Raw genomic sequence first — 17580 nt, forward strand, 5'->3', positions numbered from 1 at the left:
CCTCGCCGCTCGGCCGGGGCACCCGAGTACGTCCAGTACGCGGGGGCCCCGGCAGCGCGGCGAGGCACGGCACCGGACGACGCGGGCCTGACCGGCAAGATCCGAAAGAGACGACCTAAGCCGGAGGGCGCAGCTCACCCGTCCGCGCCACGCGGGCGTACCAGCGCGCGCTCGATTTGGGTGTGCGCTTCAGGGTCTCGTAGTCGACGTGGATCGCACCGAACCGCTTGGCGTACCCGTACGACCACTCGAAGTTGTCGAGCAGCGACCAGAGGAAGTAGCCGCGCACGTCCGCCCCGTCGGCGATCGCCCGGTGCACGGCGTCGAGGTGGGCGTGGATGTAGGCGGCGCGGTGCGGATCGTGCACCGTGCCGTCCGGACCGACCTCGTCCTCGTACGCCGCGCCGTTCTCGCTGACCACGAGCGGCAGCCCGGGGTACCGGGCGGCGGTCCGGGTCAGCAGGTCGTACAGGGCGCTCGCGTCGACCGGCCAGCCCATGGCCGTCCGCTCACCCGGCGCCCGGTGGAACGCCACGCCCTCCGCGCCGGGCCACGGCGAGTGCTCGCTGTTGCCGTGCCCGTCGTCCTGCGGCACTCCCTCGCCCTCCACCGCCTGCGAGACGACCGTCGGGGTGTAGTAGTTCACGGCGAGCAGGTCCAGGGGCTGGTGGACCGTCGCGGTGTCGCCGTCCCGGACGAAGGACCAGTCGGTCAGGCGCGCGGTGTCCGCGAGCAGGTCCTCGGGGTAGGCGCCCTCCAGCATCGGGCCCAGCCAGATCCGGTTCCCGACGGCGTCGATGCGCCGGGCCGCCTCCCGGTCCTCGGCCGAGCGGGTCAGCGGGCGCACCTCGTGGAGGTTGAGGGAGACCGCGACCTGCCCGTCCCCGGGCAGCGCCGCCCGCAGGGCCTGTACGGCGAGGCCGTGCCCGAGGTTGAGGTGGTGGGCCGCGCGCAGGGCGGCGACCGGGTCGGTCCGGCCCGGGGCGTGCACGCCGGAGGCGTAGCCGAGGAACGCGCTGCACCAGGGTTCGTTGAGGGTGATCCAGTGCTTCACCCGGTCTCCGAGGGCGTCGGCCACCAGGCCCGCGTACGTGGCGAAGCGCTCGGCGGTGGAGCGCTCCGGCCAGCCCCCCGCGTCCTCCAGGTCCTGGGGGAGGTCCCAGTGGTAGAGGGTGAGGGCGGGGGTGACGTCGGCGGCGAGCAGCTCGTCGACCAGCTTGCGGTAGAAGTCGAGGCCCTTCTGCACGGCCGGTCCCCGGCCGGTCGGCTGGACGCGGGACCAGGAGACGGAGAACCGGTAGGCCCCCAGGCCGAGTTCGGACATCAGCCGAACGTCCTCGGGGAAGCGGTGGTAGTGGTCCACCGCCACGTCGCCGGTATGGCCTTCGAAGACCTTGCCCGGGGTGTGCGCGAAGGTGTCCCAGATGGACGGGGTCCGCCCGTCCTCGTGGGCGGCCCCCTCGATCTGGTACGCGGCGGTGGCCGTGCCCCACAGGAAGCCGGACGGGAAAGAGCGGACGGCGGTGAGTGGCCGGGTCTCGGACGCGGTCATAGGAGAGCGCTCCCAACGCAGGTGTGGATGAAGTGGTGCCGGATGACGAGTCAGTTCTTGACGGCGCCGGCGGTGATGCCGCCCACGATGTGCTTGCCGAGCACGGCGAAGACCAAGAGCAGCGGCAGCGTGGATATGAGCGCGCCGGTCAGCACGACGGCCTGGTCGACCGTGTGGTTGCCCGCGCCGAGGCCGGCCAGGGCGACCTGGAGGGTCGGATTCCCGTCCGGGGTCAGCGCGATGAACGGCCAGAAGAAGTCGTTCCAGGCCTGGACGAAGACGAGCATCCCGAGGACCGCCATGGCGGGCCGGGCCACCGGGAAGACCACGTGCCAGATGATGCGCAGGCTGTGCGCACCGTCCATCCTGGCCGCCTCCACCAGCTCCACCGGCAACGCCTCGATGAGGTACTGGCGCATGAAGAAGACGCCGAAGGCGGCGACCAGCGAGGGCAGGACGACCGACTGGAGCTGATCGACCCAGCCGAGATCGGTGATGATCTGATAGAGCGGGATCACGCTGAGCTGCGGCGGAATCGTCATGGTCGCCACCACCAGTGCCAGCAGGGCGCCCCGCCCCTTGAAGGGCAGCTTGGCGAAGGCGAAGCCGGCCAGGGTGGAGAACAAGACGGTGGACAGGGCCACGAGCCCGGCTACGACGGTCGTGTTGACCAGTGCTTCGCCCATGTCGACCTGGTTCCAGGCGAAGGCGAGGTTGTCGAAGAGCCGGGGGCCGGGCAGGAGCGGGGCCGGGGCCTCGACCACGCGCTCGCCCGTGTGGGAGGCGGCTACGAGGTTCCAGTACAGGGGGAAGAGGGAGACGAGGGCGGCCAGGCCGAGGAGGACGTACGTCAGCGGTCCCGCGTGGTGCTGACGGCCTGCCGACTGGCGCAGCAGCCTGGGGCGCGGCGCCGGGGTGGTGGGCGCGTCCCCGGGCGTGGTCGTGGCGGTGGGAACAGGCGTGGGTGTGGGCGTGGGCGTGTCGACCGTGCGGGCCATGAGCTCAGCTCCCCGACTTCTTGCGCTGGTGGTTCGAGCGGGTGATCAGCGTCCGGACGACGCCGATGAGCAGGAGGAGCAGCAGCATGACCCACGCGATGGCGGAGGCCTGGCCCAGCGCGCCGGTCACCCAGCCCTTCTCGTACATGAGCAGGCTCAGCGTCTGGAACTGGTTCCCGCTGCCCCCGCTGATGCCGACGCTGCCGCCGTAGAGCATCGGCTCGCCGAAGAGCTGGGTGGCACCGATGGTGGAGACGACGACCGTGAAGAGGATCGTCGGCCGGATGGAGGGGATGGTGACGCTGAGGAACTGGCGCAGGCGCGAGGCCCCGTCCAGCGCGGCGGCCTCGTAGAGGTCCTGCGGTACGGACTGCATCGCCGCGAGGTAGATGAGCGCGTTGTAGCCCGTCCACCGCCAGATCACGATCGTCGAAATCGCGATCTGCGCGGGCCACTTGGAGGACTCCCAGGCGACCGGGTCGAAGCCGGCCCAGCCCAGGGCCGTGTTGATCAGCCCGTAGTCGGTGTTGAAGAGCTGGGCGAAGACGAGCGTCGCCGCCGCGATCGAGGTGGCGTACGGGGCGAGGACCGCGACGCGGAAGAAACCCCGGCCGCGGAGCCGGTAGTTGAGCAGGTGCGCGAGGCCGAGGGCCATCAGCAGCTGGGGAACGGTGGAGATCACGCCGATGGTGAAGGTGTTGGCCAGCGCGTTCCAGAAGAACTCGCTGGTCGCCAGGGAACCGTAGTTCTCCAGCCCTTTCCACTGCGTGCTGCCGCCGAGTTCGACCCGGTGGAGCGAGAGCCAGCCGGTGTAGATCAGGGGGAAGAGCCCGAAGGCCGCGAAGGTGAGGAAGAAGGGGGCGACGAAGACGTAGGGGACCGCCTTCAGATCCAGGCGGTAGAGCGTGCTGCGCAGGCCGGCGGGCGGCGGGGAGCCGCCACTCGTCGCCCGTACGGAGGTGGCCACGGGGGCGTCCTTCCGGGTGGGTGCGTACGGGAGGTGCGTACGGGAGGGTGGGTACGGCTGGCTGGGTACGGGAGGTGTGGCCGGCGGCGGCCCGCCGCCCGCAGGCGGCGCGACGGGGCGCGCGCGGCTCCCGCTACTGATCGATCTTGTCGTCGACCAGCTTCTTGACGTTCTCCCAGGCCTCCGCCGGGTCGGTGCCGCGCTGCTCGATGTCGAGGATGCCGTTGTCGGTGAGGAACGTCTTCACCTGGCCGTCCCAGCGGCTGATGGGGGCGGGCGTGATGCCGGCCGCGGCCTCCGAGTAGATCCTGCCGACCGGGGTGTCACCGAAGTACGGCAACGTGGCGTTCTGGACGGCCGTGGAGGTGAGCGTGTCCTTGGTGGAGGGGATGTTGCCGTTCACGCCGAAGACCTTGGCGTGCTGCGCCGGTGCGGTGAGCCAGGCGGCGAGCTCGGCCGCCTCCTTGGCGTGCTTGCCCGACTTCGGCACGGCGAGGAACGAGCCGCCCCAGTTGCCGGCCACGGGCGGCGCGGCGATGTCCCACTTCCCCTGGTTCTCCGGGCCCGCCTGGTCCTTGATGATGCCCGTCATCCAGCTGGGGCAGGCGACGGTGGCGAACTTCGCATTCTTGAAAGCCGCGTTCCAGGTGCCCTTCTCGTCGAACTGGCGCAGCTTGCCCGTCAGTTCGCCATTAGCCGCCGCCACTGCGGTGTCCCACGCCTTCTTCACGCCGGGGCTGTTCTCGTAGTCCAGCTCGCCCTTGGTGCTGGCGTACTGCACGGGCTGGCTGGAGATCACCGCGTTGAACAGGCCGCTGGCGGAGTCGTGGAAGGAGGTTCCGGCCGGGGCGCTCTTCTTGTACGTCTCACCGGCCTGGATGAACTTCGCCCAGTCGCCCGCCCAGAGCTTGGCGACCTCGGTGCGATCGGTCGGGAGCTTGGCCTGGGCGAAGAGGTCCTTGTTGTAGCAGATGGCCATCGGGCCGATGTCCGTGCCGAGGCCGATCACCTTGCCATCGCCCGTGGTGGCCTGCTTGACCTTCCAGTCGAGGAACGCGCCGAGGTCCGCACCGCCCGTCTTGCCCAAGTCCGTCCACTTGTCCGCCATGGCCGGACCGGTCGCCTCCGCGATGTAGCCCACCTCCAGGGCCTGGATGTCCGCGAGACCGCTGTCGCGGGAGAGGCGCAGCTTGAGGGTGTCCCAGTACTTCTGGCCGTCGGCGACGTTCGACTCTTCGATCTTGATGTTGGGGTGGGCCTTCTCGTACTCGGCGTACAGCTTGGCCCCGGTGGCGTTGTCGTAGCCGAAGGAGCCGAAGGTTCCGATCCGCAGGGTGATCTGCTCGCCGCCGGCCGCGCCGTCGCCCTTGCCCTTGCCGTTGTCGCCGTTGCTGCCGCAGCCGGTGAGCAGGGCCGTACCGGTCGCCACGACGGCGATCGCGGCGACCGCGTTGATCGCGGTGCGGCGTCCGCGTCCGTGTCTGCTGCTGGAAGTGCGCATGCCACTCTCCTCGTCCAAGGTGGTGCTCGTTGTGCGCCAGGGGGTCCGGCGGGCTGTTCGCGGCTCGGCGAGGGCCCTGCCCGGACCTGATGTGAAGGCCGTTCTCGCATCGCAGAGTGGGAGCGCTCCCACGTCGTTGCCGGAAGGTTGCTGCTTGGCGGGTGCGGGTGTCAAGACGTGAACGCGATTTCGTGACGCGAAGGTGTTCGGCGCCGCTCGCGCCCCGCTTCCCGGCGCGGCCCGGTCGGGTTGTGAACGCGGTCGTGGCATCGAGGCGAGATCATGAGTAGTGTGGGAGCGCTCCCATCCGGTCTTCGGTACGTCGGACCGGCGTAACGTGTTCCGCGTGAGAATGGGGGCGGGATCCGCTTCTTACCTGATCAGCCGCGACCGGCCCGGCACGCACCGGCCCGGAGCGCGAGAGCGCACGAGGGGAGTTCGAGAATCGTGAGCGGACGGCAGAACGGCAGACCCACCCTGGAAGAGGTCGCGGCCCTGGCCGGTGTCGGCCGGGGCACGGTCTCCCGGGTGATCAACGGCTCGCCGCGGGTGAGCGAGCAGGCAAGGGACGCCGTCGCCCGTGCCGTCGCCGAGCTGGGGTACGTACCCAATCAGGCGGCCAGAGCGCTGGCCGGGAGCCGGACCGACGCGGTCGCCCTCGTCATCCCGGAGACCGAGGCCAGGCTGTTCTCGGAGCCGTACTTCCTCGACCTGATCCGCGGGGTCAGTGCCGAACTGTCCGAATCCGACAAGCAGTTGCTGCTCACCCTGGTGCGCACCGAGGCCGAGCGGCGGCGGTTCGAGCACTACCTGGCCGCCCAGCGGGTCGACGGCGTACTGCTGGCGTCCGTCCACGGCGACGACCCGCTGCCGGACCGGATCGCACGGATGGGGCTGCCGGTCGTCATGAACGGGCGGCGCACCGAGGCCGAACCCGTCGCCTACGTGGACTCCGACAACATCGGCGCGGGACGGGCGGCCGTCGCCCACCTGGTGGGGCGGGGCCGGAGCAGGATCGCGACCATCAGCGGGCCGCTCGACATGTACGTGGCCCGGGCGCGTCTGGGCGGCTACCGCGCGGGGCTCGCGGAGGCCGGGTTCCGGCCGGACGAGTCGCTGGTGGCGACCGCGGACTTCACCGAGGAGGGCGGCCGGCTGGCGATGCGCGAGCTCCTGGAGCGCGCCCCCGGCCTGGACGCGGTCTTCGCCGCCTCCGACGTGATGGCGGCCGGCGCGCGCGGGGTGCTGCGCGAGGCCGGACGGCGGATCCCCGAGGACGTGGCCCTCGTCGGGGTCGACGACTCCGCGGTGGCCCGCCTGATGGACCCGCCCCTGACGAGCGTGCGCCAGCCGATCGAGGAGATGGGCCGCACGATGACCCGGCTGCTGCTCCAGAAGATCGCGGAGGCGTCCGGAGCGGGATCCGCGCGGGCGGAGGAAAAGGTCGAGGAGCCGCGCAGGGTCCTCCCGACGGAACTGATCGTGCGGGATTCCTCCTGAGGCCGAAGCCGCCCGCGGCCGATTCCCCCGAGGCCGATTCCCGCTGAGCGCGCCGCGGCCGGGTCCGTACGGAAACCAGAGGTTTCCGTACGGCCCCGGCCCATGGGGCGGGGTGGCCGGCTCACCGGCGGTGCGTCACAGCGCCGGGTGGGCGTTCTTCAGGAGCTCCTGGAACTGGGCCGAGAACCACTGGCCCGACAGCGGCGCGTTCGGGAGGGACCCCGACATGCTGTTGCCGTTGCGCGCGTTGCCGGTGTACGTCGGGTCGCACATCCGGTCGAAGCCCTTGCCCTCGTCGTTCGGGATCTCCTTGCTCGCCCCGTCCGACTCGCCCGGCGGCTTGATCCACACGTAGGCGTCGATGCCCGCAGCCGGAGCGGCCTGCGGTCGTTCGCCGAGGCCGGCACCCGACTGGTTGCACCAGTTGCCGAGATGGATGCGCCGGTCGTAGCGGCCGCCGTTGACGTAGGTGTCCACGCTCGTCGACGCGCCGGGTCCGGTCGGCCGCGCCGTGCCGCCCCAGCCGTTGCGGGAGGTGTCGATCAGCATGCCGAGGTTGGCGTCGAAGCCCAGGGAGACCAGCTTGCTCCGCATGGCCTGGGCGTACGAGAGCTCGTCCGTGTACCGGTTCCAGTCGACCCACTTCGACTGGCGTACGGAGGTGCCGTTGACGGAGTCCTCGATCTTGAAGTAATCCTCCTTCAGGGCGCTGTAGTTGGCCGTGTTCACGATGAAGCCGTGCACCTTGGAGGGCGTGGAACCCTCGGCCGTCGCCGCCTGCCTGAACATGTCCGCGGAGGCGCCGAAGTTGTCGTCCCAGCCGAGCCAGCCGTGGTGGCCCGCGTCCACGTAGTTGTAGACGTTGGCGATCGAGCCCAGCTTGTTCAGCGCGTAGCCGACGCCCTTGACGTAGTTGCCGTTGGCCTTCATCACGTCGCAGTTGGCCGTGGCCGTCGGGCGTCCCGAGACGTTGGTGACCAGGTTGGGCAGCGAGTCGATCTCGACGGTGGTGACGATCCGCAGCCCCGCGTACTTGGTGTCGGCGAGGATGGCGGCGATCGGGTCGATGTACTGCGTCTTGTACCTGTCGATCTCGGTCGGGCCCAGTTCGCCGTTGGAGGCGAGCGCGGCGCAGTCCCGGCCGGGCAGGTTGTAGATCACGAGCTGGACGACGAGCTCGCCGCTGCCCTTCTGCGCCAGCGCCGCGTCCAGGTGGGCGCGCAGCCCCATCGAGCCGCCCGTACCGGCGATGGCGGCGGTGCGGTCCAGCCAGACACCGGTGGGCTGGTTCGACACCTTGGTGCCGCCGGGCTCGGCGGCGGCCTTGGCGGACCACTCGGGGTTCACGTACACCTTGGCGCCGGCGTACGGGTTGTCGGCCTTGCCGCCCGACGGCGGCGGGGTGGTGGGCGGTGTCGTCGGGGGAGTGGTCGGCGGCTGGGTCGGGTCGGTCGCGCCGTTGCAGGCGACGCCGTTGAGCTTGAACGTCGCGGGCACGGCGTTCGTGCCGCCGTGCGCACCGTTGAACCCGAAGGAGGTCGAACCGCCCGTGGCCAGATTCCCGTTGTACGAGAGGCTCTTGGCGGTCACGGCCGCCCCGGACTGGCTGATCGTGGCGTTCCAGCCCTGGGTGACCTGCTGACCGTTCGCGTAGGACCACTCCAGGGTCCAGGAGGCGACCGGGTCACCGGTGTTGGTGACGATCACGTTGGCGCCGAATCCGGTGTTCCACTGGTTCGTGATCTGGTACTCGACCTTGCAGCCCGCGGTGGCGGCGCCCGCCGAGGTGCCGAACACGGTGGCGGTCGCGCCGGCGGCGGTGACGAGGCTGAGGGCCGCCAGCAGGGCGGTGCGCCTGGTCGTACGGGAAGTGGTACGGGGAGCGGAACGGGGAGTCGTACGCAGTTCTGTGCGGCTCATCTTCGTGGATTTCCTTTCAGTTCAGGGCGCGCAGGTGGTCGCGCAACCCGGTGCCGAATGCGGTGGGGGTGCCGTCGTACGAGGTGATCAGGGCCGGACCGGAAGTGCAGTTCCAGGTGTTCCAGGTCCAGCCGAGGTACGAGAGGGAGCGGTCGTCGAACCACTTCATGACGCGGTCGATGAACGCGTGTGCGCAGGTGTTCTCGCCGATCTCGCCCGCCACGAGGGGGACCCGGGCGGCGACCGGGTCGAGAGTGGCGTCCCAACACGACTCGCTGGAACAGGTGTTGAAGTTGTAGACGTGCCAGGCCGCGGCCAGATTGCCGGTCGGGTCGGTGGGGGAGTGGGCGAGCCACTGGCTCAGGTCGTTGGAGTAGGCGATGCCGGGGACCAGTACGAGATTGCGGGCGCCGGTCGCGCGGACGGCGTCCACCAGGTCCTGCATGCCGGCGACCTCGTAGCCGATGCCCGGACAGGTCCCGCCGTCGCGCCAGCAGGTCCACGCCTGGGCGGTGGTGGAGGTGGCCCGGTCCGGATAGGGCTCGTTGAACAGGTCGAAGACGACCCGCCGGTCGCTCTTGAAGGTGTCTGCCACCGAGGTCCAGAACGCCGGGGTGTACTGGGCGTCCGGCATCGGCTTCTGGCAGGAGGCGTGGACGTCGGCACACCCGGAGGAGTTTCCGGTGTACTGGCCGTACGTCCAGTGCAGTTCGACGACCGGGGTCATGCCGTGCGCGAGGACCCGGCCGACCAGGCCCTTGACGGCGTTGACGTAATTCACGCCCCGGTACTCGGGCTTGATGTTGTCGAGGCCGAGCCAGCACTCCTCGTTGAGGGGAATGCGGACGGTGTTGGCCTTCCAGTCGGCTATGGCGCGCACCGAGGCGTCGTCGACGGGACCGTCGAAGATGCCGTGGCCCTGGACGCACATGTACTCGGCCCCGGAGCGGTTGACGCCGAGGAGGCGGCGGGTGGCACCGTTCCGGTCGGTGAGGCGGTTGCCGGTGACGCTCAGTTCGGGCGCCCCGGAGGTCGGGTCGGTGGGTGTGGGTGTCGGGCCCGTGGGCGTGGGCGTGGGTGTGGGGACGGTCGGAGTCGGAGTGGGAGTCGGAGTGGGTCCGGGTCCGGAGTCAGTGGTGCAGGCGGCTCCGTTGAGCGTGAAGGTGCTGGGCGCCGTATTGGCGCCCGACCACGAGGCGATGAAACCGGTCGTCAGGCTCGCGCCGGTGCCGAGCGCGGCGTTCCAGCTCTCGTTCACGGCGGTGACGGCCGATCCGGCCTGGGACCACTTGGCGCCCCAGCCCTGACCGACGGTCTGACCGGCCGGGAAGTCGAAGCCGAGGCTCCAGCCGTTCAGCGCGGAGCTGTTGTTGGTGACGGTGACCGAACCCTGGAATCCGCCGGCCCATTGGCCGGCGACCGAGTACGCCACCGTGCAGGAGGGGGAGGCCGCGGCTCCTGCGGCCGTACCCATGACGGCGAGCGCACAGCTCGCCATCGCGAGTGCTGCCGTTGTGAGCAGCACGGACGTACGTGGGGGGTGTCGCATGAGCGAGTCCTTGCAGCGAGGGCACGCTTCTGACGGCGCGCCGACTGACGGAGTCGCTCCCACTGGTTGGGGCCAGACCGTAGCTGCAACTGACTCCAAGCAAAAGAGGAGTTGACGAAATTGCCGTGGGAACGGCTTCGACTCTTCACGGACCTTGACGGCGTTCAGTCCCGTCTGCACAGTGGGAGCGCTCCCACTGGTTCATAGCTTGCGCCCGTCCGCCCTGTACGCCTTCATCACCGAGCCGAGAGGAGGCCCGTCCCCATGCCGGTCTAGGGCCTGTCGTCAACATCCCGTCGTCGCCCGAAGGGCGGCCACACGGCGTCTGGTGCGTGGCAGACGGGAGTTTGACGACAGGCCCTAGGGCCTCTTTCGGATCTTGCCTGGCCCCGTCAGCCCACTCGGGGCGCTTCGAGGCGGGCGACGAGTTCCTCGACGAACGTCTCCAGGTGGGGCGCGCGCGGGCCGGTCCGCGTCGCGCAGAACCAGGTCCGGGTCAGCGGCTTCGCGCCGATGCGGACCAGGGCGAGGCCGTGCGAGGTGACGTACGGGGCGGCGACCCAGTTCGGCAGTACCGTCACGCCTTGCCCGCCCGCCACCATCTCGACCACCAGGTCGGTCACCACCGGCATGGTGGTGATGCGGGCGGGCCGGGCGCCGGGCGGGATCGGCAGCGGCATCGACGGGATGCGCTTCTGATCGTAGAAGTCGTAGAGGACCAGGTCCGCGCCGTCGAAGTCGCGGGCGGTCAGGTGCGCGCGGGAGGCCCACGGGTGTCCGGCGGGCACCACCGCCATCATCTCGTCGTCGAACAGCCTGGTCAGGGACACCCGGTCCATCTGCAGGTCCGGCTTGGTCACCAGCGCCACGTCGACCAGGTCGGCCAGCAGCGCCGGGATCGGCGCGTCGTCGGCGACCGTCTCGATCCGTACGTCGATGTCCGGCTCCCGCTCGCGGAAAGCGCGCAGGACCGGCGGCAGCCAGGGGAAGGTGGTGCTGCACTGCGCGGTGAACCGGACGCGCCGATCGCGCCCGTCGCGCAGCTCGCGCAAGTCGCGGGAGGCCGATTCGAGTTCGCCGAGGACGTGGTGGGCGGCGACCAGCAGTCGGCGGCCCGCGGCGTTGGGGATCAGGCGGCGGCCCTTGCGGTCGAAGAGGGGCATGCCGAGCCGGGCCTCCAGGCGGGTCAGCCGCTGGCTGAGGGCGGGCTGGCTGACGTAGAGCCGCGCGGCGGCCGCGGTCAGGGAGCCGGCCTCCGCGGTGGCGTCGAGGAGTTCCAGGTCACGCAGATCCACATCCATAACCCTGGATTATCACACGCTCCAATTTCGGTCGTGGTGTTATGGGTTGCGGGCTCATAGCTTTCTGGTGTCGGCCGGTGGGACTCCCCGGCCGCCCTCCCCGAAAAAAGGCAAGAGCCAACATGACCGTCACCCGTACCGACACGACCACGACCGCGGCCACGACCACGGCCACGAGCACGGCCATCGTCACCGGATCCTCCAGCGGCATGGGTCTGGACATCGCCCGCGCCTTCCTGGCGGCCGGCTCGAACGTCGTCCTCAACGGACGCGACCCCGACCGCCTCGCCAAGGCCGCGGCCGGCCTCGGGCATCCCGAACGCACCGCCTGCGTCGCGGGCAGCACCGCCGCTCCGGAGACCGGCGAAGCGCTCGTCCGTACGGCGCTGGAGCGTTTCGGCCGGATCGACGTCCTGGTCAACAACGCCGGCACCTTCGAGCCGAAGCCCTTCACGGAGGTGACGGAAGAGGAGCTCGACGGCTACCTGACGGGGAACCTCAAGGGCACCTACCTCACCACGCAGGCGGTCGTGCGGGCCCTGCGCACCCAGGGCGAGGGCGGCAGCATCGTCAACATCGGCACCGTCCTGGTGGACCACGCGCTGGCAGGCTTCCCCGCGACCGCGCCCGTGGTGAGCAAGGCCGGTGTGCACGCGCTGACGACGAGCCTCGCGGCCGAGCTCGCGGTCGACGGGATCAGCGTCAACCTGGTCGCGCCGGGCATCATCCGCACCCCCCTGCACGCGGGCGCCGACGTGGACTCCTACGGCGGTCTCGCCCTGCAGGACCGGGTCGGCGAGGTCGCAGAGATCTCCGACGCCGTGCTCTACCTCGCGGGCGCCGGGTTCGTGACCGGCCACGCCCTGCGCGTGGACGGCGGCCACGTAACCGGCCGTCGCATCTGACGTTCCTGCTCCCTGCTCCCTGCTCCCTGCTCTTGCCCGTCCCCACCACGAGAAGAGGAATCCCCGTGCCGTACGTCAACGTCAAGATCACCCGCGAAGGCGCCACCGCGTCGCAGAAAGCCGAGCTTATCGCAGGCATCACCGACCTGCTGGTCAAGGTCCTGGACAAGGACCCGGCGACCACGTTCGTCCTCATCGACGAGGTCGCCCTCGAGGACTGGGGTGTGGGCGGCGTCCCGACGGACGAGTACCGCCGCCGCAACCGTCCCCGCGACTGACCCTCGGTTCAGGCCGTGCGCAGGTCCGCCGCGCACAGGTCCGGGCCGATGAAGGGCAGTAGCCGCACCGTGGTTCCGCCGGCCTCCAGCAGTCCGTCCAGGACGCCTTGGTGGACTGCGCACACGACCTCGGGCCGGGTCCGGGCCAGTTCCCGGTACGGGCACTCGTGCAGCAGTACCCGCCGGGTGTCGGGGTCGGGCCCCGGTGCGTCCCGGGGGGCGAAGCCCATCCGGGCGGCCGCGGCGAACACCTGCTCCGCCGCCGGTCCGCTCCCGGCCAGCCGGCGCCCCCAACCGAGGCCGGCTTCGCGGGAGGCGCCCGGGCCGCCCCCGACGGCCTCGACCAGGGCCTGGGCGAGCTCCCGGAAGGGGGTGTCGGACGGGTCCTCCCGGGGATCGGGCCGGGCTGCCGCGTACCGCAGTCGGGGGCGGCCCCGGCCCGGCCCGGCCGAGGCGGTGGCCGTGACCAGGCCCGCCTCGGCCAGAGCGGCCAGATGGTGGCGGACGGTGGCGACCGAGAGCCCCGTGGCGGCGGTCAGGTCGTCCACGCCCAGCAGGCCGTCCGCCTCCCGCAGCAGGGTCATCAGCCGTCGGCGGGACGGTACGGCCAAGGCCTGGTGGACGCGCTGGGCATCCACATCACGGGGCATTTCGGTCATGGCCCAAATGTAATCGATGCCCATCGGGTAAAAGGGAGGGAAGCCCCGACCGCCGTCGCCCAGGCCCTCCGCGGTCGTCCGGAATGCCGTACGGCCCGTACGTCCCCAGGCCCGGCCGGGGCCGGATTTCGCGGACTGTTATCGTCCGATCATGCCCGAGCTGATCACGCCCACCCCCCGTCTGTACGCCTCCTGGCTCGCCGCGCAGGAGGAGTGGGGGCCCGACGCCCACATGGACGGAGCGGGACTCGGTTCCGACGACGACGTGGACACGCCGGAGGGCTTCGCCGCCTGGACGGAGCGGCTGCGCCGGTACGGGGACCGCTCGGTGCCGCTCGAGCACGGGCGCGTCCACGCCACGTACTGGTGGATCGCCGAGGGGGACGAGTACCTGGGCGCCATCGACCTGAGGCACTACCTGAACGGATTCCTGCTCGATGCGGGAGGCCACATCGGCTACAGCGTGCGCCCCTCGGCCCGCCGCCTCGGCCTGGCCACCTGGGCGCTGGGCGAGGTCAAGCACGAGGCCCGGCTGCTGGGGATGGACCGGGTGCTGTTGACCTGCGACCCCGGCAACCAGGCCTCGATCCGGACGATCGAGGGCAACGGCGGCGTACTGGAAGACGTCCGCGAGACCCTGATCGGCCCGAAGCGGCGCTACTGGATCGACCTCTAGCGGGCGTCCGATCGATCATGTGATGACCGCGCGCCCACTTGTTAGGAGCGTCCGCCAGTAGGTCTTGGACATGGCGAGGCCGGCGGGATCCTCAGGCTCTGGGGGAGCCTGCAGCCCCGCGGGCGCGGGCGATGAGCCCGGCGGCGATCACCGACGCGAGCTCGTCGAGCAGGGTTTCGTCCACCGGTAGGTGGAAGGCGAACAGGGCGAGGAACAGCGGGCCGCCCAGCAGCAGATGAGCCACCGTCGGCTCCTGCGGCCCCGGCAGTTCCCCCCGCTTCTCGGCGCGCTCCAGTATCACCGTGAGGTCGCGCCGCTCCTGGACGATGAAGGTGTCCTGGAAGCGGGCGACCAGCGAGGGGTCGCGGGACATCTCGACCATGAGCGCGGGAGCCAGCATCCGGGCCGCGGGCGTCGAGAGGCGCTCAAGGATGAGGCCCGCCATCGCGCGGACATCGCCGCGCAGGGAGCCGGTGTCCGGCGGCGGCTCGATGTCCATGCCGTGCACGGCCGAGGCGAAGAGCAGCTCCGCCTTGGAGCCGAACCTGCGGTAGATGGCCGCCTTGCCCACACCTGCACGGGCGGCGAGCGCGTCCATGGTCACCCCGGCGTAGCCGGCCTCCGCGAGTAGTTCGCGCGCGGCTCGGAGCGCGGCGCTGTCGATCTGACTGTCCCTGGGGCGCCCCAGTCGCGGGTTCGGGTTCGGGTTCGGCATGACGCAAGTTTACGATACCCAAGTTCCGGAACTCGGGTATCGTAACTGTGGCCGGACGCCCTCCCGGTGCCCGCATACACCGCCACGTGGGACGAGAGAACACTTCGCCGAGTGCATTCGGAGCGGTCGAGCGCGGATCTCATCGAGGGAAGGAACGAGAGGCGACCTCATGCGCAGTCACAGGACAGATCCGAAGATGGCGAGTTGTGACAGCTGGCTGCCGCAGTACCAGTGGCGCACCCACCACGGCCGGAGCGTGCCGGCCGAACCCGGGGTGGTCGCGCGGGCGGTGCGCGAGGTGCAGCCCGCGGAGATGTACGCACTCAGGCCGCTGGTCTTCGTGCGCAGCATTCCGGCCCGCCTCACGTCCCCCGACAAGGAGCGGTACCTGCACCGCGACGCGCCCGTCGTCGACGGGCTGTACAAGGGGGTGGGCGCCTTCCGGCTCCAGGACGACCCGGGCGGGGACCTCGTCGTCGGCTTCGTGGGACAACCCTGGTCCCTGCGACAGAAGTGGCTCACGCTGACGCCCGACGCGTACCTGGAATTCGACGAGCCGGGGCACATCAAGGGACTGATGGCCTTCTCGGTCGCGCGCCAGGGCACCGGGACACACCTGCACACCGAAACCAGGGTCTACGGGACCGACCAGGCGTCCGCGCGCCGGTTCCGCCCCTACTGGCTGCTGATCGAACCCTTCAGCAGCCTGATCCGCCACGACTGGCTGGCCGCGTCGGCCCGCAGGGCGGGGAGCCGACCGTGGCAATGAGGCAGAGATCTGCTGCTGCGGTCATCGTTCGGCTTCGACATCCACCGGAAGCACTATGGCGATGGCTTCAGGCTCACCTCAGGTGCGCCGCTGGAAGTGATCGCCGGGGAGTCCGCTGGTGGGGCGTACTTCCTGTGCGCTGAGCAGAACGGCTGCCGGCCGGTGGTGTACGCGAGTTCCGAAGGGGAGGGCGGGCTGCTCGCCGATGACCTGGCGGGCATTGGAGATCATCATCGGGCTGGAGTGGCGGGACTGCCTCTCCTCCTCGGGCGGTGGCGATGTGGAGGTCATGCAGATCTCCGCTCAACACCTTGAACGGTCCCGTGACAAGCACAACCCGGACATCGACAACGAAGCTGCCCAGGTGGCCGCGGCACTGTCGCTACGCGTCGTCCCTGTCGCTGACCTCGTCATCCGGTTGCACGCAGCCGCCTCGAAGACCGAACCGGACTATGCCGTGATCGACGACGACGGGCAGGCGTTCGACCAACCGTTCGGCGAGCACGTTGAACCTCGCCACGGTGGCTGGCGCTGAACCCGACCGGCCGCTGACCCTAGTCGCATCGACACCGGCATCTCGGCCGGCATCTGACAATGCGTCGGGCAGACTCTCCTACGTGTCTGCGACCTTGTTCCCGACGATCTCTGGGAACGCATAGCTCCGCTCCTCGCAGCCCGGCCTCCCCGACGCCATCGCCCCCGGCCGACTGTCGATATCGGACCGCACCGCATTGGCCGGCATCGTCTCTACGTACTACGCAAGGGCGTGGCCTGGCGGGATGTGCCCATCCAGGTCGCCGGCTGTTCAGGGGTGACCGCCTGGCGTCGGTTCCGGGACTGGACTGAGGACGGCGTCTGGTCTGGCACCGCTTGCACGAGGTCCTTCTCGCCGAGCTGCGAGCCGTGGGTCTCCTGGAAATGGACGACTCGGCGATCGACGGCTCACACGTCCGGGCGCTCAGAGGGGGGCGCACACCAGACCTTCCCCGGTCGACCGGGGAAAGCCGGGCAGCAAGCACCACCTCATCGTCGACCGCCACGGAACCCCGCTCGCCGGCACGCTGACCGGCGGCAATCGACACGACGTCACACAGTTCCTACCGCTTCTGGACGCGATCCCACCGATCCGGGGCCTGCGCGGACGCCCACGCACACGGCCACGCCGACTGTTCGCCGACCGGGGCTACGACTTCGACAAGTACCGCCGCCTGCTGTGGAGCGCGGGATCAAGCCGGTCATCGCCCGTCGCGGCGTCGCCCACGGCTCAAGCCTGGGCAAGACCCGCTGGGTGGTCGAGCGGACCTTCGCCTGGCTCCACCAGTTCAAGCGCCTGCGTATCCGCTACGAGATACACGCTGACCTCCACCAAGGCCTGCTTCAACTCGCCTGCAGCATCATCTGCTTGAGGCGTCTCAGAGAGGACGGCTCATTTGGTGCTGGGTGTGCTTGTTGAGACGAGCACGGCGAGTTGGTGCAACCGCTGACAGTACTGGATTGCTGCGAGGTCGTCGAACTCTGGGATGACTCGGTGCAGGTCATCGATGCGGCTCTGCAGGAGGATGCTGTTCTTCGAGTCGAGAGTGCCGCCGTTGTCGAGCCAACGCAGAACGCAGCCGACGACGTCCAATTCGAGTAGCCACACGTGTGTATCCCCGAACGTGGCGCGTCGGAGGCTGTCGGGGAAGGGTTCGTGGCGGTGTTCCTCCCAGAGGCGTTCCGCGGTCTGCACCTGCTCAGTCGATTCGCTCATCTGAACCATCTTGCAACAGCCGTTGAACTGGTTTGACGTTCATCTTCAAGCGGCGGAAGCAGATGTGGACTGCAGCGATGCCTGCGAACGCCAGGAAGTGTTCGGCCTGGCGTTCGTAGCGCCGGTGTAAGCGACGGCAGCCTGCGAGCCAGGACACCGTCCGCTCCACGACCCATCGGTGCCGGCCGAGCCGGTTCGACGGCTCGATCCCCTTGCGGGCGATGCGATGGGTCGGCGGCGACGGGGTCCGCGGTGGGACCGGATCGGCGGGATACCGCGGACCAGAGGCTGGAGGTCTGGCTGTCGTGGAGGTTCGCCCCGGAGATTCCGATGGACAGGGTTCGCGCAGCGGGACCATGCCTCGGAGATGACGACTCACCTCGGCGGCCCCGAACCGGACACTGCCCTCCCCGCACGCCACCGCCGCTGGACAGCCATGGGCGGGAACGCTGCGTACGAGGGCCGGGTCTTCCGCGTGTACAACTGGCGCTTCACCCTCCCGTGAAACCCTTACCAACCTCAGTCGGCCGGTCAAGTTCG

At 70.0% G+C, this 17580-nt stretch carries 18 protein-coding genes and 2 pseudogenes; 8 read left to right on the plus strand and 12 right to left on the minus strand.

The features are described 5' to 3' along the window. Nucleotides 1–115 precede the first annotated feature (115 nt). The 4 genes from AC061S_RS14695 to AC061S_RS14710 form a co-directional block, all read right to left on the minus strand. Complete coding sequence (locus AC061S_RS14695) at nucleotides 116–1552, minus strand: GH1 family beta-glucosidase (protein WP_478686375.1); 1437 nt, start codon at nucleotides 1550–1552, stop codon at nucleotides 116–118. Nucleotides 1553–1602: 50 nt separating this feature from the next. After that, nucleotides 1603–2550, minus strand: coding sequence for a carbohydrate ABC transporter permease (locus tag AC061S_RS14700; RefSeq protein WP_478686376.1), 948 nt, complete (start codon nucleotides 2548–2550; stop codon nucleotides 1603–1605). 4 nt (nucleotides 2551–2554) lie between these two features. Next, entirely contained in the window at nucleotides 2555–3517 is a 963-nt protein-coding gene (locus AC061S_RS14705; protein WP_478686377.1) for a carbohydrate ABC transporter permease, read from the minus strand. 133 nt (nucleotides 3518–3650) lie between these two features. Beyond that, nucleotides 3651–5018, minus strand: coding sequence for an ABC transporter substrate-binding protein (locus tag AC061S_RS14710; protein ID WP_478686378.1), 1368 nt, complete (start codon nucleotides 5016–5018; stop codon nucleotides 3651–3653). 447 nt (nucleotides 5019–5465) lie between these two features. On the opposite strand from AC061S_RS14710, the gene AC061S_RS14715 reads away from it, so the two are divergent. Beyond that, entirely contained in the window at nucleotides 5466–6518 is a 1053-nt protein-coding gene (locus AC061S_RS14715) for a LacI family DNA-binding transcriptional regulator (protein WP_478686379.1), read from the plus strand. Nucleotides 6519–6653: 135 nt separating this feature from the next. On the opposite strand, the gene AC061S_RS14720 is transcribed toward AC061S_RS14715, so the two are convergent. The 3 genes from AC061S_RS14720 to AC061S_RS14730 all read right to left on the minus strand — a co-directional run bounded on the left by AC061S_RS14720 (nucleotide 6654) and on the right by AC061S_RS14730 (nucleotide 11288). Then, a complete protein-coding gene (locus AC061S_RS14720) occupies nucleotides 6654–8438 on the minus strand; it encodes a glycoside hydrolase family 6 protein (protein ID WP_478686380.1) in 1785 nt (594 codons plus the stop codon). A 16-nt stretch (nucleotides 8439–8454) separates the two neighbouring features. Next, nucleotides 8455–9987, minus strand: coding sequence for a cellulase family glycosylhydrolase (locus tag AC061S_RS14725; RefSeq protein WP_478686381.1), 1533 nt, complete (start codon nucleotides 9985–9987; stop codon nucleotides 8455–8457). A gap of 392 nt (nucleotides 9988–10379) precedes the next feature. Continuing rightward, a complete protein-coding gene (locus tag AC061S_RS14730) occupies nucleotides 10380–11288 on the minus strand; it encodes a LysR family transcriptional regulator (RefSeq protein WP_478686382.1) in 909 nt (302 codons plus the stop codon). Nucleotides 11289–11410: 122 nt separating this feature from the next. Here AC061S_RS14730 and AC061S_RS14735 point away from each other — a divergent pair, with 122 nt between their 5' ends. Then, nucleotides 11411–12193, plus strand: coding sequence for an SDR family NAD(P)-dependent oxidoreductase (locus AC061S_RS14735; RefSeq protein WP_478686383.1), 783 nt, complete (start codon nucleotides 11411–11413; stop codon nucleotides 12191–12193). A gap of 65 nt (nucleotides 12194–12258) precedes the next feature. After that, complete coding sequence (locus AC061S_RS14740) at nucleotides 12259–12471, plus strand: tautomerase family protein (protein WP_385378144.1); 213 nt, start codon at nucleotides 12259–12261, stop codon at nucleotides 12469–12471. Nucleotides 12472–12479: 8 nt separating this feature from the next. Here the strand turns inward: AC061S_RS14740 and AC061S_RS14745 are convergent, their stop codons facing one another. Next, nucleotides 12480–13130 (minus strand): helix-turn-helix transcriptional regulator, encoded by a 651-nt coding sequence (locus tag AC061S_RS14745; protein WP_478686384.1) that lies wholly within the window; start codon nucleotides 13128–13130, stop codon nucleotides 12480–12482. 151 nt (nucleotides 13131–13281) lie between these two features. On the opposite strand from AC061S_RS14745, the gene AC061S_RS14750 reads away from it, so the two are divergent. Beyond that, a complete protein-coding gene (locus AC061S_RS14750) occupies nucleotides 13282–13806 on the plus strand; it encodes a GNAT family N-acetyltransferase (protein WP_478686385.1) in 525 nt (174 codons plus the stop codon). A 91-nt stretch (nucleotides 13807–13897) separates the two neighbouring features. Here the strand turns inward: AC061S_RS14750 and AC061S_RS14755 are convergent, their stop codons facing one another. Beyond that, complete coding sequence (locus AC061S_RS14755) at nucleotides 13898–14521, minus strand: TetR/AcrR family transcriptional regulator (RefSeq protein ID WP_478686386.1); 624 nt, start codon at nucleotides 14519–14521, stop codon at nucleotides 13898–13900. A gap of 169 nt (nucleotides 14522–14690) precedes the next feature. Between AC061S_RS14755 and AC061S_RS14760 the strand changes: the two genes are divergently transcribed. Beyond that, complete coding sequence (locus tag AC061S_RS14760; RefSeq protein ID WP_478686387.1) at nucleotides 14691–15290, plus strand: hypothetical protein; 600 nt, start codon at nucleotides 14691–14693, stop codon at nucleotides 15288–15290. A gap of 78 nt (nucleotides 15291–15368) precedes the next feature. Here AC061S_RS14760 and AC061S_RS14765 read toward each other — a convergent pair whose 3' ends face one another. Then, on the minus strand, nucleotides 15369–15581 hold the full coding sequence (locus tag AC061S_RS14765; RefSeq protein WP_478686388.1) for a hypothetical protein: 213 nt from the start codon (nucleotides 15579–15581) through the stop codon (nucleotides 15369–15371). Here AC061S_RS14765 and AC061S_RS14770 point away from each other — a divergent pair. Beyond that, on the plus strand, nucleotides 15580–15825 hold the full coding sequence (locus AC061S_RS14770; protein WP_478686389.1) for a hypothetical protein: 246 nt from the start codon (nucleotides 15580–15582) through the stop codon (nucleotides 15823–15825). The two genes, AC061S_RS14765 and AC061S_RS14770, sit on opposite strands and share 2 nt — an antisense overlap. A 96-nt stretch (nucleotides 15826–15921) precedes the next feature. Next, nucleotides 15922–16743 (plus strand): annotated as a pseudogene (locus tag AC061S_RS14775) (IS5 family transposase); the annotation flags it as partial. Here AC061S_RS14775 and AC061S_RS14780 read toward each other — a convergent pair. Together AC061S_RS14780 and AC061S_RS14785 are read right to left on the minus strand one after the other, a co-directional pair. Further along, complete coding sequence (locus AC061S_RS14780; protein WP_478686390.1) at nucleotides 16717–17040, minus strand: hypothetical protein; 324 nt, start codon at nucleotides 17038–17040, stop codon at nucleotides 16717–16719. The pseudogene AC061S_RS14775 and the gene AC061S_RS14780 sit on opposite strands and share 27 nt — an antisense overlap. Continuing rightward, nucleotides 17024–17462 (minus strand): annotated as a pseudogene (locus AC061S_RS14785) (transposase); the annotation flags it as partial. The gene AC061S_RS14780 and the pseudogene AC061S_RS14785, both read right to left, overlap by 17 nt. Between AC061S_RS14785 and AC061S_RS14790 the strand changes: the two are divergent. Further along, nucleotides 17408–17545, plus strand: coding sequence for a hypothetical protein (locus tag AC061S_RS14790; protein ID WP_478686391.1), 138 nt, complete (start codon nucleotides 17408–17410; stop codon nucleotides 17543–17545). The pseudogene AC061S_RS14785 and the gene AC061S_RS14790 overlap by 55 nt on opposite strands. The last annotated feature ends 35 nt before the right edge of the window (nucleotides 17546–17580 follow it).

The organism is Streptomyces sp. CA189, assembly GCF_056428985.1.

Excerpts from the sequence above, each read along its gene's own strand:
- AC061S_RS14760 (WP_478686387.1), top strand. The coding sequence starts at position 14,691 with ATGCGCAGTCACAGGACAGATCCGAAGATGGCGAGTTGTGACAGCTGG.
- AC061S_RS14730 (WP_478686382.1), bottom strand. The coding sequence starts at position 11,288 with ATGGATGTGGATCTGCGTGACCTGGAACTCCTCGACGCCACCGCGGAG.
- AC061S_RS14765 (WP_478686388.1), bottom strand. The coding sequence starts at position 15,581 with ATGACCTCCACATCGCCACCGCCCGAGGAGGAGAGGCAGTCCCGCCAC.
- AC061S_RS14735 (WP_478686383.1), top strand. The coding sequence starts at position 11,411 with ATGACCGTCACCCGTACCGACACGACCACGACCGCGGCCACGACCACG.
- AC061S_RS14725 (WP_478686381.1), bottom strand. The coding sequence starts at position 9,987 with ATGCGACACCCCCCACGTACGTCCGTGCTGCTCACAACGGCAGCACTC.
- AC061S_RS14770 (WP_478686389.1), top strand. The coding sequence starts at position 15,580 with ATGCAGATCTCCGCTCAACACCTTGAACGGTCCCGTGACAAGCACAAC.
- AC061S_RS14695 (WP_478686375.1), bottom strand. The coding sequence starts at position 1,552 with ATGACCGCGTCCGAGACCCGGCCACTCACCGCCGTCCGCTCTTTCCCG.
- AC061S_RS14720 (WP_478686380.1), bottom strand. The coding sequence starts at position 8,438 with ATGAGCCGCACAGAACTGCGTACGACTCCCCGTTCCGCTCCCCGTACC.
- AC061S_RS14745 (WP_478686384.1), bottom strand. The coding sequence starts at position 13,130 with ATGACCGAAATGCCCCGTGATGTGGATGCCCAGCGCGTCCACCAGGCC.
- AC061S_RS14780 (WP_478686390.1), bottom strand. The coding sequence starts at position 17,040 with ATGAGCGAATCGACTGAGCAGGTGCAGACCGCGGAACGCCTCTGGGAG.
- AC061S_RS14790 (WP_478686391.1), top strand. The coding sequence starts at position 17,408 with ATGACGACTCACCTCGGCGGCCCCGAACCGGACACTGCCCTCCCCGCA.
- AC061S_RS14700 (WP_478686376.1), bottom strand. The coding sequence starts at position 2,550 with ATGGCCCGCACGGTCGACACGCCCACGCCCACACCCACGCCTGTTCCC.
- AC061S_RS14750 (WP_478686385.1), top strand. The coding sequence starts at position 13,282 with ATGCCCGAGCTGATCACGCCCACCCCCCGTCTGTACGCCTCCTGGCTC.
- AC061S_RS14710 (WP_478686378.1), bottom strand. The coding sequence starts at position 5,018 with ATGCGCACTTCCAGCAGCAGACACGGACGCGGACGCCGCACCGCGATC.
- AC061S_RS14755 (WP_478686386.1), bottom strand. The coding sequence starts at position 14,521 with ATGCCGAACCCGAACCCGAACCCGCGACTGGGGCGCCCCAGGGACAGT.